Below are 13,511 nucleotides of genomic sequence, written 5' to 3' on the forward strand. Positions count from 1 at the left end.
CACCATTTGCTCAACTCAACCTCGATCCTCAAAAACTCAACCATGACCATTCAAACTTTACGTGAAATTCAAGCCGTCCAAGGGGCTAAACTCGAAGAATCTACAAGCATTCCCCTCAGTTTTGGCAACGATACAGAAGCGATCGCCGCCACTCAAACGGGCGTTGCTTTATGCGATCGTTCCCACTGGGGACTGCTGCAAATTTCCGATGAAGATCGGCTGCGATTTTTACACAACCAAAGTACAAATAACATTCAATCTTTGCAACCCGGACAGGGATGCGATAGCGTGTTTGTCAGTTCTACAGCCCGTACCATTGATTTAACCACGCTTTATGTTACCGAAGACGGGGTTTTAGTGTTAGTTTCGCCGAACCGTCGTCAGATGTTAATCGACTGGTTAGATCGGTATATTTTCCCAATGGATCGGGTAGAATTAAAAGATATTAGCGCTCAAAATGTTATTTTCAGTTTACTCGGTCCCGAAAGCGATCAACTGTTAGAAAAATTAGGAATAACGCCCCTAACAGATAAACCTTACGCCAGCCATAAACAAGTTGAAATAGACAATATCCCGGTAAGAATAGCGGTTGGAAGCGGCTTAGTTACACCCGGATATACATTAATTGTATCGGTTGATCGTGCCGTTTCTTTGTGGAAAACTTTAATCGAAGCGGGAGTTATTCCGATGGGAAATCGCGTCTGGGAACAGCTTCGCATCAAAGAAGGAAGACCCGTTCCCGATTTTGAACTGACCGATGATTATAATCCTTTAGAAGCGGGATTATGGAAAACCATTTCTTTTGAAAAAGGATGTTATATTGGTCAAGAAACTATCGCCCGTTTAAACACTTATAAAGGAGTAAAACAGCGACTTTGGGGACTGAAGTTAAATGCACCCGTCGCCGTCGGAACCGAAATCAAAGTTGAGGATCAAAAAGTCGGTAAACTCACCAGTTTGATCGAAACAGAAGAAGGATTTTTCGGGTTGGGTTATATTCGCAGCAAAGCCGGCGGAAAGGGTTTAAAAGTAAAAGTCGCAGAGGTAGAAGCGGAAGTGGTAGAAGTTCCCTTTTTAACCCATCCGGCGGAGTAGAATAGGGGGAGGAGAAAGAAGGCGAAAAAATCACTTCTTTCTCTTTCGATTTAATAGAAGATCTGGTTGCTTAATGGGTGTTATGGGGCGGGTTTAAACAGTAAACAAGTACAGTGCAGTAAAGAGTTAATAGTTAACAGTAACATAAAAAAGATGATACCTGAAAACTTTAATAGGGGCGGATTTATATCAGTTGTCTGTGTTTGAACATAAATAATTGCTGAACCCGCCCCTACGCTTTAAATTATTGATGAGTTGGATATCAGTTCAATAATTGATAATTAATAATGGATAATGGATAATTAACTCGACCATTATGAAGAGGATTGATAGAGAGGAAATAATTTTTCTTTTTTCTCCTTGAAAGGAGAGGTCTTAAACCTCATTAATTAATGATCAATTATCAATTGTCAATTATCGATTCATAAATAACCGCTAATTTCGTTGAGCAAATTTTGCATAAAGCAAAGCTTTAACCGGTTCTCCCCCATACAAATGATATTCAATAATAGTCGGAACTTCATCCGGTTGAACGCGATCATACCAGATTTCTTCCGGTAAAATAATGACCATCGGCCCATTGCCACATTGTCCCAAACATCCTGTCGCTTCGATAGTAACATCGAGAATCGATTCGGCTTTAAATGCAGCTAAAACTTGAACAGAACCTTGTTTTCGACAAGTGCGATTTTGACAAACCAGAACTTTTTTAGAAGATAAACGTGCCATAATTAATAATTTTAATCCAAATTTTTTGACTCTTTGCAGTTAATGAATTCTGGGGGTGTATTGATCCAGTGAACAGTCAATCGTGAACAGTGTAATCGAGGCGGGTTTAACTCAATCTTGGAGTAGTCCTCAAAATCTGGGTAGAACCCGCCCCTACAACAAGGATAACTATTCCGAACCCGCCCTTACCCATCATTATAAACGATGAATCTAACCGAATAGATTTAATGAGTATTAAGACTAAAACTGATGATTTATACTCAATGAAATCGAGCAAAAACGGCAGTTGAAATTTTTTAAAATACCGCCAAATGAACGATCGCATCCCCTTGATTCACCAAAGGATTTTGTTGAGTACAAATCACCAACCCATCAACAGGTGCGCGTATCCGAACACTCGCATCACCAAACGCATCAGAAATCACCCCGAGGATTTGTTTTTCATAGACTCTTTCCCCCAGTTTGACACTCAACAGTAAAATCCCACTGCTCGAAGCCCGTATCCATCGAGTCTTGCGAACTTCTACCGCAGTCATGGGGCGACTGTGAACCTTTGGTTCGTACATATCCAAAGCCGTCATCACCCGCAACACCCCTTCTACCCCGATACCAATGGCATGAGGATCGAAGCGTAACGCCTCTCCAGCCTCGTAGAGTAACACGGGAATCCCCTGTTGAGTAGCAGCCTGTCGGAGGGAACCATCACGGGTTTGAGAGTGAATAATCACCGGCGCCCCGAAAGCCTTCGCGCACTTGTAAGTTTGAGGATCGTCAAGATTAGCGCGAATTTGAGGTAAATTATTGCGGTGATCCGAAGCCGTATGTAAATCAATCCCATGAGTACAACGATTGACAATTTCCTCCATAAATAACATTGCCAAACGTCCCCCCAAAGATCCCCGTTTAGAACCCGGAAAAGCCCGATTGAGATCGCGACGGTCGGGAAGATAGCGGGATTGATCGATAAAACCAAACACATTAACAATCGGAACAGCGATCAGAGTTCCTCGCAACTGTCGGGGTGAAATTTGTTGTAAAACTCGGTGAATAATTTCCACGCCATTGAGTTCGTCCCCATGAATAGCCGCACTCAGCCACAGTCTCGGCCCTTCAGTAATCCCGTTAATCACAATTACAGGTAAGGACAACATCGTTTGTGTGGGTAGACGGGCCACCGGAATTTCAATACGCCGTTTGTGTGCAGGGGGAACAGAAAACCCACCAATTTGTATCATGCTCGTCAATTGACTACAACACTAAATCGTAACGTCGAATATCGGGGGGCGTGGCGATTAAACCCTGAAGTTTTTCCGTTGCAACTTGAAGATGAGCGCTCGCCAGATGAGTTTCTAAAGCCGCTTCGCTTTCCCAAGTTTCAACAAAAGTAAAATCGGTGGGAGCGGCGCGATTTTGCAGGAGTTCGTATTGAATACAGCCCGGTTCTTGGCGAGTGGGTTCGATCAGTTCAGACAAAACCGCTTTCACGGGTTCGACTTGATCGGGTAGGGCGATTATTCGGGCAACAACACGCAAGGTTTGCTTCATGGGTGAAAAGAGAAAAGGCGCAGAATCAATGGTTTTATTCGTTTTCTAGTTTAGATGACTTAACAGTTCAGAGGCGACTCGACGATAATCGGAAGCCGCTTCTCTGGCGTTTTTGCTTTTGGCTTGGGTAATGGGTACGCCTTCGAGGGGACAGCGTTCGTGGGCTTTGTAGGAGCGAATGAAGTTTCTAAAAACGGGGATACCGGTTTCTTGCAGGGATTTTTGGGCTTCGAGGGCATCCCCCAAACTGCGGGGATCGACTTTAGTGAGGAGAACGCGATGGGCGACGTTGGCGGGGATGATGGTTTTTTTGATGGTTTCAATTAAAGCCACCAAATCGATTGGGGCGGCTTGACTGGGGACAACCAGAAAATCAGCAATGGCGATCGCACTGAGGAGAGAAGTTGATTCTAAAGCCGGTGGGGTATCGATCACAATTAAGTCAACGTTTTTAGTCTGTTTGAGTTGTTGTAGCAGTTGAGGGTTGGTTTGACAAGACAACTCAAAAGGCATCTGACTGCGTTCAACCCACCAACCCGCAGAATTTTGCGGATCGGCATCGACTAATAGAGTTGAGAAGCGTTTGGAAAGGATGGCGGCTAAGTTGACTGCGGTTGTCGTTTTACCGACGCCACCTTTACCGTTAGTAATGACGAGGATTTTTGGCATAGTCTATCTGTCAGATGACGGGGAAAAACAGACCCAAGATTGTGTTCTTTTCAAGCATAGTGCAGAAGTCGGTTAACCCGTGAACAGATTTTAATATATATTGATTTGCAATCTTTGTCTGCTCTTTTTCCAAAAACAAACTCCCCAAGAAATCAATGATTGAAGTCTTCGGGAGTTTGAGGTTTGAGAAGTGTTAAAGTGATTGATTCGGCGATAACCCTTCTGTGCTAAACGCTTGGGGACATTCCACATAAAGGAAAATCGGGGTTAATCTAGAACCTTTTACGAGAGTTGCGGAGACGCCGGCGTTCCCGGTGTCTGGCAATTTCTTTGCGCTTGTGTTTTTCAGCCAGGGTTTCAAAGTGACGATTCTTTTTCATGTCTGCAAAAATACCCGCCCGAGATACTTTTTGCTTGAACCGACGTAAAGCTGATTCTAATTGTTCGCTTTCACCAATGATAACTTGAGCCATTCGATCTCCTCTGATATAAATTTTTACCGATCTCGCTCAACAGATCGTCTTTGACTCGATAGCAGCGAGACGGGGTTCCCCCCGTCGCTGACTTTTTCTATTCGATCTCGATCTCTGAACTTAATAGCGGTTAGAGAAACGATCTCTTCTGTTTTTTTGACCGAAGGATGAACCTCCTCGGTTTTCGCGAGGTCTTGCTTTGTTGACTTTGAGATCGCGTCCCATCCATTCGGCACCATCGAGTTGCTCGATCGCGGCATCTTCTTCGGTTTCGGCACCCATTTCTACGAATGCAAAGCCCCGAGGACGACCTGTTTCGCGATCTGTGGGGATGCTCACTTGCTTCACAGTGCCATATTCTGCAAACACCGACCTTAAATCTTCCTCAGTGACCTGATAGGAAAGATTACCCACATAAACTGACATACAATTGACCTCCCAAATCGGATGAATGTAGAGACAGAGATTTCGGAAGGTGAGCAATGCCAAGTAAAACAGACTGACTGTCAGCACTGAAAGCAACAACTGCAACCGATATCCAATTCTCAGCCTTAATTGTAGCACGGCTCCTTGAGGCATCAACGGCATCCCCCAAAATCCAGTACAGATCTCATCTACCCCCCCCCGACAAAGGTTAAGGTTGTTTTTCGCTCATAATTGATGTTGTATCCACTTGTTCTGCTAAATTTTCTTGTCCGTTTTCAATCAGCCATTTGTATTCATCTACTGTTTCTGGACGAGCATATTTTTGACAAAGTTGAAATTGCTGTTGGGCGGCTTGCTGATTATTTTGAACGGTGAAAGCTTTTCCCAACAAACAATAAGCCATTCCGCCGCCGATTTGTTGTTGGGTAATTTGTTTATCTAACTGAATTGCCGCCTTGAGTTTTTGTTCGGCTTCGGTGTATTTTTCCTGCTGCAAAAATGCCCATCCCAAATTTTTGTTGAGTTGATATTCTAGATCCGGATTGGGAATAGATAGGTTTTTAACCTGCTGCAAACCAATCTGTAAGAAAGCTTCTGCTGTTACCAACTCGTTTTCATAAATGGCAATTCTTCCCAGGTTATTTAAAGCTTCAACCGATCCTTTGCGGATAGCTTTCTCATACTGTTCTTTGGCTTCTTCTAGATCTCCAGTGGATTCGTAGACTTCTCCGAGAGCCACATTAATTTCTGGATGTTCCGGAGCAAGATTTAGAGCTTGTTGATATTTGGTTTGCGCCTGGATTAACAGACCTTTTTCATAGGCTTGTTTGCCTTCTTCAAAATAGATATTTCCCAGTTTCGGTAAAGAACCGTAAATGGATAGGGAAATTAAAAATAGTAAAGAGGAAACTCCAAAAGTGACTTCGCTATGAAACCGACGGGGAACTCCTTTTTTTTCCAGGAAGTTTTGAATCATTTCTTTGCCCTGTCCTTTTAAACTGCCAATTGCAGCTATCAGTAATCCGCCTTGACCCATCAACCCAAAGCTTTCAAATACTGATAATCCTCCGGTGGCAAATAAATTCAAAAATGTAATTAAAAAGGAAGTAGTCCCGGTTAAAGTTACCAGGGTTAGAATATCAAAAACTACATCATTTGGCTCGTCTCCCTCTGAGGATTCAGGCAGTTCTAAAAACCACCACCAAGCTTCTTTTGAGGGATTATAACTGGTTTGCCACTCGTTTAATTTTCCAATTTTTACTATCACTTCTGTCTGTTCTCTCAAGCGATGATCTAATTGAATAATCTGCATCAACTCTTGAGTCGAAACCAAAGTTTTCTCGGATAAAATTTTAGCCAAACTGTCCCGGGCGACCAACAAATCTAAAATCATTGATTCGGTTGATTTTTCCCGTTCTTCTTCCAAAATTTCTAAAGCGACATTGTAGACTTGAATCGCCGAAATTAATTGAGTATCTTTGTCTAAATTTAGAGTTGATTTGATTTGATTAACTGCGGAGTTGGTTTTGGATGTATCGAAAGTCATCTTGCAAGAATTCTCCCAAAGTCAAGGTCAATAGAAAGTTTTGTTGAGGAAATGTCAAAAATTGAGCGATCGAGAGTTAGATCGTGTCGGATTGATCAATTCAAATTATGTAGGAGCGCTCCTGATTACAGTTATTAGTTATCAGTTCTACTTTGACGCCCCGACCGGTGTAGATTGGCCAGAGGGGAACGTTCAGGTCAATGTCTGGAGTTCCCGGTTCAACTCGGTTATTGGTAACGCCTTGGCTTGCATTATATAGCCACCATTGGTCTTGGAAAAGCGGATCGGTTGGTAATGACATTAGGCACCTCTGATCGTTCGTAGGGTTTTAGTTAAATAAGTTGATGCGTCGAATTGCGATCGCCAGAGTATTCAGAACTTTAAATCTGATGCTCTTAGTTGTCCATTTGGACTGTAGATGTATTGAAATAAAAAGAAAAATCAGAATACATCTGTTATCGGTCTGAATTCAATTCTTTGGATTCCAGGCTGTTTTCAGTACCTCTTTCATCAATATAGAGCTTTTCTGAAAAAGCCACATCCGGGAGAATACGGATTTATAAAAGTTTATATGAACCCGAACCCCTCCCCGGAAAAAAAGCCCTAAAAGCCCGTTATTTCAGGAAAAAAACCGACCAAGCCCTTGATACTACTCCGTAATATTACGGAGATTTTTATTTAATCAAATTCCGTATGATCACTGTAGCTTTTGAACTCGAATCCAGCTAAGATCATGTCATATCAACTAGCAACGGGAAAATATCCGAACTCACAAACCCAATGATTACGGCTTATCTAGTCTTGGATCTCTCCCATAAAAATCAAAAAACTACCCTCAAATTTTTCTGAGTATAGACCTATGATTAGATGGAATAAGAACCTCTGTAATTTGCTTCTTTTATTGCTAACTTTCGGTATTCAAGCCAATACTTGGCAAAAACCGGTGGGGCGAATTAACAATCCCAAATTTCCGATGACCGTGCAGGTTGTTAATCAAACTGAGTTCGAGCTAGACTGTGATTTAACAGACCTTTCACCCGATACAATGCCTCGCCAATTACCCGCCAATGAAAAATTAAGTTTAGTCTTGGAAAATTCAGAAGTTAATATTTCAGTTAGCTATACTCAGCAAAATCTACAAACGCCACCCCATTTTAAGTTTGAGTTTATTCCAAATTCGAGTAACTCGCTGACTGTTTTGGTCAAGCCAACACAGGAACCGGACAAGTTAGGAGATGAGATTGGGGAGGTATTTGACATCCAAAATACCGGGGCAATTTTCGTCTACTAATTCTGTCAAAAAACCCCAAAACTCAATAGAGAATCGGGGTAATATTTTTAGATTAAATTATTCAATCGCAACAAACAATAAGTTAATTGTGTTGTTGTCCGAGCGATCGCGAACTCGATGAAATCGGGGGAGATATTAGTTAAATCGAACCACTTTTTCAGTCTGTTCGAGATGGGAAACATCCCCATAAAGTTCAACGATCCATTCGGTGTCGTGGCGAACTAATTTCACCAAACAACAAAGAGAAGCGTGAATGTCTGTTTCTGTTAAAGTGGGAACCAGACCCATAGCCGTACCGACAACAGAAGCGCCATGACCGACAAACAACAAATCATCATCACCAAAAGCAGCAACTAGACTTTGAGCGGTTTTAGCGGTACGATGAAGACAATCTTCCCAAGTTTCGGGATAACGAGCTTCACCGATGGGAAAAGACAGGTCTATTCTCGGAAACTTTTGTGCTAAGATTTCCGGGGCTAGGGTTTCTGGATAGGCGGACATCCACTCAGAATTTAACCATTCACCCAAACCCCAATTTAGTTTCAAAGGGAGATCGAGAGTTTCGGCGATCGCATTGGCGGTTTGTACGGTTCGCAGGAAAGGAGAGGAGAAAATATGAGTAATCCCTTCTCCGACTAAGCGGTTCGCCAATTGTTGGGCTTGAACAAAACCATCATCGGAGAGATGGGGGTCATAGGGTCGTTGTGCGGTGTTAAACCATTCGGGGTTAACAAAATCGATCCGATTTCCGTGTCTGGCTATCCAAACCGTTTGAGTCATGGGTGAGCGCTATGATTAAAATTTCCCTTAATAAGATAAATGGTTTTTGTCTGAAGCGATCGGGTAAGATCGGCAATATTATCTTTATAATTTGATTGAAGGGAAATCCTTTCTAACTGGGGTTATTCCCTTTTGGGCTTCGTTGTTCATTAGCTGTATAAATTAACACGTAAGTTATGAAAATTACCGATCGCGATCGCCATGAGATCCGTTCTGTGATTGAGCGTCAACTTGAAGCTTTTCAGCGAGATGATGCGGTAGGCGCGTTTGCGTTTGCGAGTCCAGAGATTCAAGCAAAATTCGGCACACCGGAGCAATTTCTGCAAATGGTTAAAACAGGATATCTGGCGGTTTATCGTCCTCGCTCTGTGGTTTTTGAAGATACGGTTGTTTTACAAGGTATTCCAACTCAACCTGTGCTGTTACTGGCGCCAGATGGAAATCCGGTTAGAGCCGTTTATATGATGGAACAGTACAAGAATGGAAGTTGGCGAATTGATGGCTGTTATCTGGTTTCTGTAGAAAGTAAACTGATATAAATTCATTGTTAAAATTGAAATAACCTCTAAAAACCAGGTTAATTTATTGCCGATACTTAGTAAAAAAATGATGAAAATCTTTAACAAAGCTTGGAAAAACATTCAATCCCTAAATCCAAGTTTACCCGTTCACTTGCGCGAATTCAAAAAAGTTTTTTTCCTCGGATTTGTTTTCATTTTTATTTTCATTGTCAGCAGCTTCTTGTTTTTGCATCCCGTATCGGCTCAAGACAATATAGCACAAGATTTCAAGCAAAATACGGCGCCCGTTACCCTCGATGGTAGACGATTATTTAAGGTCAGTAATTCGGGGGATTATACGGCTCAAGATCGGGCTGATATTATTAATTCCAAATTACAGGGAGTCGTTTCTTCATCCGAACCCATTAAAGTAGAAATAAAAGGAAGTAATGATTTACCGACAATTTGGCTGAATGATAACTATTTACTAACCGTAACCGAACGAGATTCCCAAACCGGAAATACTCAGCAAGAACAAGCCCAGATTTGGGTACAGGAACTAGAAAATTCCCTATCTCAAGCCCAGAAAGAACGCAGCCTGATGTTTTTACAATCTGCTTTTATTCGCTCGTGTTTTATTCTAGCTTTGGCTGTTTTTTGTCACTGGAGTTTAGGTAAATTTTGGAATAATTCTCTGCGAAAATTTTTAAAAAGATTTATCCCCGAACAACAAAATGAAGAAGCGCAAAAAATTAAATATCATCACAGCCTCGAACTGTTATTTTCTTTGACCCTAACCAGTGTGAGAGTTGGAATTTGGACAGCTACAATTTTATATGTTGCCAATCAATTTCCCTTTACTCGACGTCTGAGTTTTGAGGTAACAAGAACATTATTTTCGACCTTAACCGCAGATATAATAACCCTAGCAGATCAAGCCTATTCTATTCCCGATATTTTATTCTTATTGGGTTTATTGTGGGCTTTAATTGTTTTAGCAAAAATCGTTAGTGATCTATTACAAACGCGGATTTTAAATGTAACCGGAATTAATCGAGGCGCTCAAGAAGTTATTGCGATCATTATCCGGTATTGTTTAATATTTATAGGGGGAATTGTTCTGCTACAAGTGTGGGGATTGGATTTAAGTTCGTTAACCATTCTCGCCAGTGCGTTGGGTGTTGGGATTGGCTTTGGTTTTCAAGATATTGCCAAAAACTTCGGGAGCGGAATTGTACTCTTATTTGAACGTCCAATTCAAGTCGGAGACTTTGTTGAAATTGGAGAATATCAAGGAATTGTTGAACGAGTTGGCGCCCGCAGTACCGTGATTAAAACCTTGGATATGATTTCTATTATTGTTCCCAATTCCCGCTTTTTAGAAATGGAATTAATTAACTGGGATCACGATCATCCGGTTTCCGGTTTAAGGCTTCCTGTAGGTGTCGCTTACGGTTCTAATATTGAGATGGTACGACAATCTTTATTAGATGTTGCTAAAGCAAATCCTGATATTTTAGCCATGCCTTCCCCGCAAGTTTTATTTAAAGGATTTGGGGAAAGTTCTCTCGATTTTGAACTGAGAATTTGGATTTCTCAACCGAGTCGAAATGTGATTATTAAGAGCAATTTGTATTATCAAATTGAGGCGATATTTCGACTCCGAAATATTGAAATTCCGTTTCCTCAACGGGATTTACACGTTCGGGGAAGTCTTCCTATCGAGCTATCTTCCGAATTAAAAGACTTGTTGATGCAGCTTTATAAACAACAAAATAATGGCAGCAACAACGGTGATTCTCATAAAACTGATCTCGATTCTGAAAAGATTTAATGTATTAAATGATATGATATCCGGTTGATTAATTTTCTTAGGGTTGCGGGGCGGGTTTAATTCAATCTCGGAGTAGTCATCAATATCCCAGATGAACCCGCCCCATCTCCGCTAATATTTGACAACATTTAGAAATGTAAGGACGGGTTCCGCGCCGATATCGAATACTCGTAAAAAATTGAACTAAACCCGCCCCATCTCCACTAATATTTGACAACATTTAGAATAACATCGATCCATTTCTAGGGGCGCAAACAACAGCGCCCCTAGAACTTACTGCGGACGAATATTTACTTCATCTTGGCTCAAATTAACCGCTTGAGTCGGAAAAAGTTGCAAACGACGGGACGTTTCAAACGGACAAGTTTGGTTATTCCAGTCGCACTGATAAAGATAGGGTTTTTGCCAAGTTAACGGAATTTCTAATAAATCTCGCGCCCCTGTCATTCCCTGAGCAAAAAACAACAACACAGCAATACAATTTAACGCCGTGTGTGCAACCCGCCATTTTTTATCTTTATAAATCTCCGGCACAATTGCCAAAGAAATCACCATTAATAAAGCCGCAGCTATGCCAAAATAGTAGTGCGAAACATACCATTCATAGCCCCGTCTAAAAACGCCCTCCTGACAGCCTAAAAGCACCAATCCCATCCCCGTTAAGGTGGCAAAAACTCCCCGCCATAATCGCTGACTGGGTTTGGCTTTGTACAGAAAAACTAAAGAAGCAATAGTCGCGGCAAAAATCAACACAATAAAAATCGCCTGCGGGGTTTTTTCCGGGGTTAATTCCTGAAAAACACCCTTAAAATAAATCGAATAGGCAAGGGCAATTAACGTAATTCCCACCACAGTCCCGGTTAACCAGTAGCCAACTTCTAAATGTTCCCGTCCCACAATGGGAGGAATTTTACTTTTTTCCTTCTTTTCTTGAGTTTCGATGCGTCGCTGACGAGTTTGCCAAGCCCGACTAACGGCCATTCCAATAATCGGAAAAACAACGCCAACCGCAAGCGCCGGATGCACTAATGCCAGAGTATCGACTAGGTTCATCAAGATCTCCCCAACATGATGTTTACTCAATAGTTTAAATAAAATCGCTCAACTTTAAATGATTTTTTCCTGAGAAAGCCTAGCCCCAGATGGTTTATCGTTAAAAAGTCGATCCGGATTTCCTCAACTTTGTTTCGATGCGATCGCAGTCGTTCTAAAATAGAAATATCTCAATTTCCGATCGCCGTGATAGATTACCTCTCTAAATGAACCTAATTTCAACTGCTAATCACAACCCAACCTCACCTTTGAGTCGCGAACATTATCGGCAATTAGAAGCAATTGTCGGCGAGTCAGGAATTTCTGACTGTAGTGAAATTGATCCGAACGATCAAAACCGGATTTTCCGCAGTATTGCACCCGAAACAACCGTCAATTCTATCATTTATCCCAACACTCAAGCCGAACTTGCAGAGGTTATTACTTATGCAAAACAGCATCAACTCGGTATTCTTCCCTGTGGAAAAGGGAGTAAATTGCATTGGGGAGGATTGGTAAAAAACGTTAACTTAATCATCAGTACCGAACGTTTAAATCAACTGATTGAACACGCCGTTGGTGACTTAACCGTTACCGTTGAAGCGGGGATGCCTTTTGCTCAATTACAACAAATTCTAGCAGAAAAAGGTCAATTTCTCGCCCTCGATCCGACCTATTCCGAAACCGCAACTGTGGGCGGAATTGTAGCAACCGGCGATACAGGTTCACTCCGACAGCGTTATCGAGGAGTCCGCGATCAAATACTCGGAATTTCTTTCGTTCGTTGCGATGGTAAAATCGCCAAAGCGGGGGGGCGTGTGGTTAAAAATGTCGCCGGATATGATTTAATGAAATTATTCACCGGTTCTTACGGAACGTTGGGAATTATTTCTCAGGTAACATGGCGAGTTTATCCCGTTTCTCAGGCTTCCCAAACCGTACTTTTAACCGGAGAAAAACAAGCGATAGCGACAGCAACCCAAACCTTATTATCCTCAGCGTTAACGCCCGTCGCCGTTGATTTACTCTCATCTCAACTGTTAGAAAAACTCAACAAAAACGCCGAAATGGGGCTAATCGTTTGCTTTCAAAGTTTGCCCGAAAGTGTCAACCAACAAGCAACCCGTTTATTAGAAGTTGGCGAAAAATTGGGCTTAAACGGTGAAATTCACAGCCAAAATGATGATAACTTATGGCACCAATTAAAACAATTCATTTGGCAACCGGGCGAAGAAACAAAAATGATTTGTAAAATCGGAGTAACCCCCACCGAAGCCGTTGCTACCCTGAGTCAATGTCAAGGATTAGGCGTAATTCATGCCGGAGTCGGTTTGGGTGTGTTACGCTGGGAAAGCGTTAATTCCGAACACCTGTTAAAACTGCGAAACTGGTGCAATACCAAAGGCGGTTTTCTGTCAATTTTAGACGCACCCACCCCAGTCAAACAACAATTAGACGTTTGGGGATACAACGGAAACGCGCTAGAATTAATGCGTCGAATAAAAAAGCAGTTTGACCCCGAAAATTTATTCAGTCCTCATCGTTTTGTAGGGGAAATTTAGAACCGTTTTAGATTTCCAATTTTTTTAAA

Annotated in this window: 15 protein-coding genes; 5 read left to right on the forward strand and 10 right to left on the reverse strand. The window is 41.9% G+C overall.

Going from position 1 to position 13,511, the window contains the following annotated elements:
- The first annotated feature begins 42 nt into the window (after positions 1–42).
- Positions 43–1,095, forward strand: a complete 1,053-nt coding sequence (locus ACL6C3_RS27590) for a YgfZ/GcvT domain-containing protein (RefSeq protein WP_413162971.1) — start codon at positions 43–45, stop codon at positions 1,093–1,095.
- 435 nt (positions 1,096–1,530) lie between these two features.
- On the opposite strand, the gene ACL6C3_RS27595 is transcribed toward ACL6C3_RS27590, so the two are convergent.
- The 8 genes from ACL6C3_RS27595 to ACL6C3_RS27630 all read right to left on the reverse strand — a co-directional run bounded on the left by ACL6C3_RS27595 (position 1,531) and on the right by ACL6C3_RS27630 (position 6,784).
- Entirely contained in the window at positions 1,531–1,824 is a 294-nt protein-coding gene (locus ACL6C3_RS27595; protein WP_413162972.1) for a (2Fe-2S) ferredoxin domain-containing protein, read from the reverse strand.
- A gap of 296 nt (positions 1,825–2,120) precedes the next feature.
- Positions 2,121–3,059, reverse strand: coding sequence for a succinylglutamate desuccinylase/aspartoacylase family protein (locus tag ACL6C3_RS27600; protein ID WP_413162974.1), 939 nt, complete (start codon positions 3,057–3,059; stop codon positions 2,121–2,123).
- Positions 3,060–3,072: 13 nt separating this feature from the next.
- Complete coding sequence (locus ACL6C3_RS27605) at positions 3,073–3,369, reverse strand: putative quinol monooxygenase (RefSeq protein ID WP_413162975.1); 297 nt, start codon at positions 3,367–3,369, stop codon at positions 3,073–3,075.
- Between the two features lie 45 nt (positions 3,370–3,414).
- The gene (locus tag ACL6C3_RS27610; RefSeq protein ID WP_413162977.1) at positions 3,415–4,038 is read right to left on the reverse strand and encodes a ParA family protein; all 624 of its coding nucleotides are present in this window, start codon (positions 4,036–4,038) and stop codon (positions 3,415–3,417) included.
- 272 nt (positions 4,039–4,310) lie between these two features.
- Positions 4,311–4,511, reverse strand: coding sequence for a 30S ribosomal protein S21 (gene rpsU, locus ACL6C3_RS27615; protein ID WP_413162979.1), 201 nt, complete (start codon positions 4,509–4,511; stop codon positions 4,311–4,313).
- A gap of 120 nt (positions 4,512–4,631) precedes the next feature.
- Positions 4,632–4,937: an RNA recognition motif domain-containing protein gene (locus ACL6C3_RS27620; RefSeq protein WP_413168427.1), complete on the reverse strand. Its 306-nt coding sequence runs from the start codon at positions 4,935–4,937 to the stop codon at positions 4,632–4,634.
- A gap of 208 nt (positions 4,938–5,145) precedes the next feature.
- On the reverse strand, positions 5,146–6,483 hold the full coding sequence (locus ACL6C3_RS27625) for a tetratricopeptide repeat protein (protein ID WP_413162980.1): 1,338 nt from the start codon (positions 6,481–6,483) through the stop codon (positions 5,146–5,148).
- Between the two features lie 100 nt (positions 6,484–6,583).
- Positions 6,584–6,784: a hypothetical protein gene (locus tag ACL6C3_RS27630; RefSeq protein WP_413162981.1), complete on the reverse strand. Its 201-nt coding sequence runs from the start codon at positions 6,782–6,784 to the stop codon at positions 6,584–6,586.
- Positions 6,785–7,342: 558 nt separating this feature from the next.
- On the opposite strand from ACL6C3_RS27630, the gene ACL6C3_RS27635 reads away from it, so the two are divergent.
- A complete protein-coding gene (locus ACL6C3_RS27635; protein WP_413162982.1) occupies positions 7,343–7,774 on the forward strand; it encodes a hypothetical protein in 432 nt (143 codons plus the stop codon).
- 135 nt (positions 7,775–7,909) lie between these two features.
- Here the strand turns inward: ACL6C3_RS27635 and ACL6C3_RS27640 are convergent, their stop codons facing one another.
- The gene (locus ACL6C3_RS27640) at positions 7,910–8,554 is read right to left on the reverse strand and encodes a histidine phosphatase family protein (protein WP_413162983.1); all 645 of its coding nucleotides are present in this window, start codon (positions 8,552–8,554) and stop codon (positions 7,910–7,912) included.
- 176 nt (positions 8,555–8,730) lie between these two features.
- Between ACL6C3_RS27640 and ACL6C3_RS27645 the strand changes: the two genes are divergently transcribed.
- Together ACL6C3_RS27645 and ACL6C3_RS27650 are read left to right on the forward strand one after the other, a co-directional pair.
- Entirely contained in the window at positions 8,731–9,093 is a 363-nt protein-coding gene (locus ACL6C3_RS27645) for a DUF4864 domain-containing protein (RefSeq protein ID WP_413162984.1), read from the forward strand.
- Positions 9,094–9,160: 67 nt separating this feature from the next.
- On the forward strand, positions 9,161–10,888 hold the full coding sequence (locus ACL6C3_RS27650; RefSeq protein ID WP_413162985.1) for a mechanosensitive ion channel family protein: 1,728 nt from the start codon (positions 9,161–9,163) through the stop codon (positions 10,886–10,888).
- A 273-nt stretch (positions 10,889–11,161) separates the two neighbouring features.
- Here ACL6C3_RS27650 and ACL6C3_RS27655 read toward each other — a convergent pair whose 3' ends face one another.
- The gene (locus ACL6C3_RS27655) at positions 11,162–11,941 is read right to left on the reverse strand and encodes a DUF4079 domain-containing protein (protein ID WP_413162986.1); all 780 of its coding nucleotides are present in this window, start codon (positions 11,939–11,941) and stop codon (positions 11,162–11,164) included.
- 206 nt (positions 11,942–12,147) lie between these two features.
- Here ACL6C3_RS27655 and ACL6C3_RS27660 point away from each other — a divergent pair, with 206 nt between their 5' ends.
- Complete coding sequence (locus ACL6C3_RS27660) at positions 12,148–13,482, forward strand: FAD-binding oxidoreductase (protein ID WP_413162987.1); 1,335 nt, start codon at positions 12,148–12,150, stop codon at positions 13,480–13,482.
- Positions 13,483–13,511 lie beyond the last annotated feature (29 nt).

The sequence above is a fragment of the Capilliphycus salinus ALCB114379 genome (assembly GCF_047276495.1).
GTDB lineage: Bacteria > Cyanobacteriota > Cyanobacteriia > Cyanobacteriales > Microcoleaceae > Capilliphycus > Capilliphycus salinus.

Coding starts and splice junctions, on each gene's coding strand:
- ACL6C3_RS27590 (WP_413162971.1), top strand. CDS start 43: ATGACCATTCAAACTTTACGTGAAATTCAAGCCGTCCAAGGGGCTAAA.
- ACL6C3_RS27595 (WP_413162972.1), bottom strand. CDS start 1,824: ATGGCACGTTTATCTTCTAAAAAAGTTCTGGTTTGTCAAAATCGCACT.
- ACL6C3_RS27600 (WP_413162974.1), bottom strand. CDS start 3,059: ATGATACAAATTGGTGGGTTTTCTGTTCCCCCTGCACACAAACGGCGT.
- ACL6C3_RS27605 (WP_413162975.1), bottom strand. CDS start 3,369: ATGAAGCAAACCTTGCGTGTTGTTGCCCGAATAATCGCCCTACCCGAT.
- ACL6C3_RS27610 (WP_413162977.1), bottom strand. CDS start 4,038: ATGCCAAAAATCCTCGTCATTACTAACGGTAAAGGTGGCGTCGGTAAA.
- rpsU (WP_413162979.1), bottom strand. CDS start 4,511: ATGGCTCAAGTTATCATTGGTGAAAGCGAACAATTAGAATCAGCTTTA.
- ACL6C3_RS27620 (WP_413168427.1), bottom strand. CDS start 4,937: ATGTCAGTTTATGTGGGTAATCTTTCCTATCAGGTCACTGAGGAAGAT.
- ACL6C3_RS27625 (WP_413162980.1), bottom strand. CDS start 6,483: ATGACTTTCGATACATCCAAAACCAACTCCGCAGTTAATCAAATCAAA.
- ACL6C3_RS27630 (WP_413162981.1), bottom strand. CDS start 6,784: ATGTCATTACCAACCGATCCGCTTTTCCAAGACCAATGGTGGCTATAT.
- ACL6C3_RS27635 (WP_413162982.1), top strand. CDS start 7,343: ATGATTAGATGGAATAAGAACCTCTGTAATTTGCTTCTTTTATTGCTA.
- ACL6C3_RS27640 (WP_413162983.1), bottom strand. CDS start 8,554: ATGACTCAAACGGTTTGGATAGCCAGACACGGAAATCGGATCGATTTT.
- ACL6C3_RS27645 (WP_413162984.1), top strand. CDS start 8,731: ATGAAAATTACCGATCGCGATCGCCATGAGATCCGTTCTGTGATTGAG.
- ACL6C3_RS27650 (WP_413162985.1), top strand. CDS start 9,161: ATGATGAAAATCTTTAACAAAGCTTGGAAAAACATTCAATCCCTAAAT.
- ACL6C3_RS27655 (WP_413162986.1), bottom strand. CDS start 11,941: ATGAACCTAGTCGATACTCTGGCATTAGTGCATCCGGCGCTTGCGGTT.
- ACL6C3_RS27660 (WP_413162987.1), top strand. CDS start 12,148: ATGAACCTAATTTCAACTGCTAATCACAACCCAACCTCACCTTTGAGT.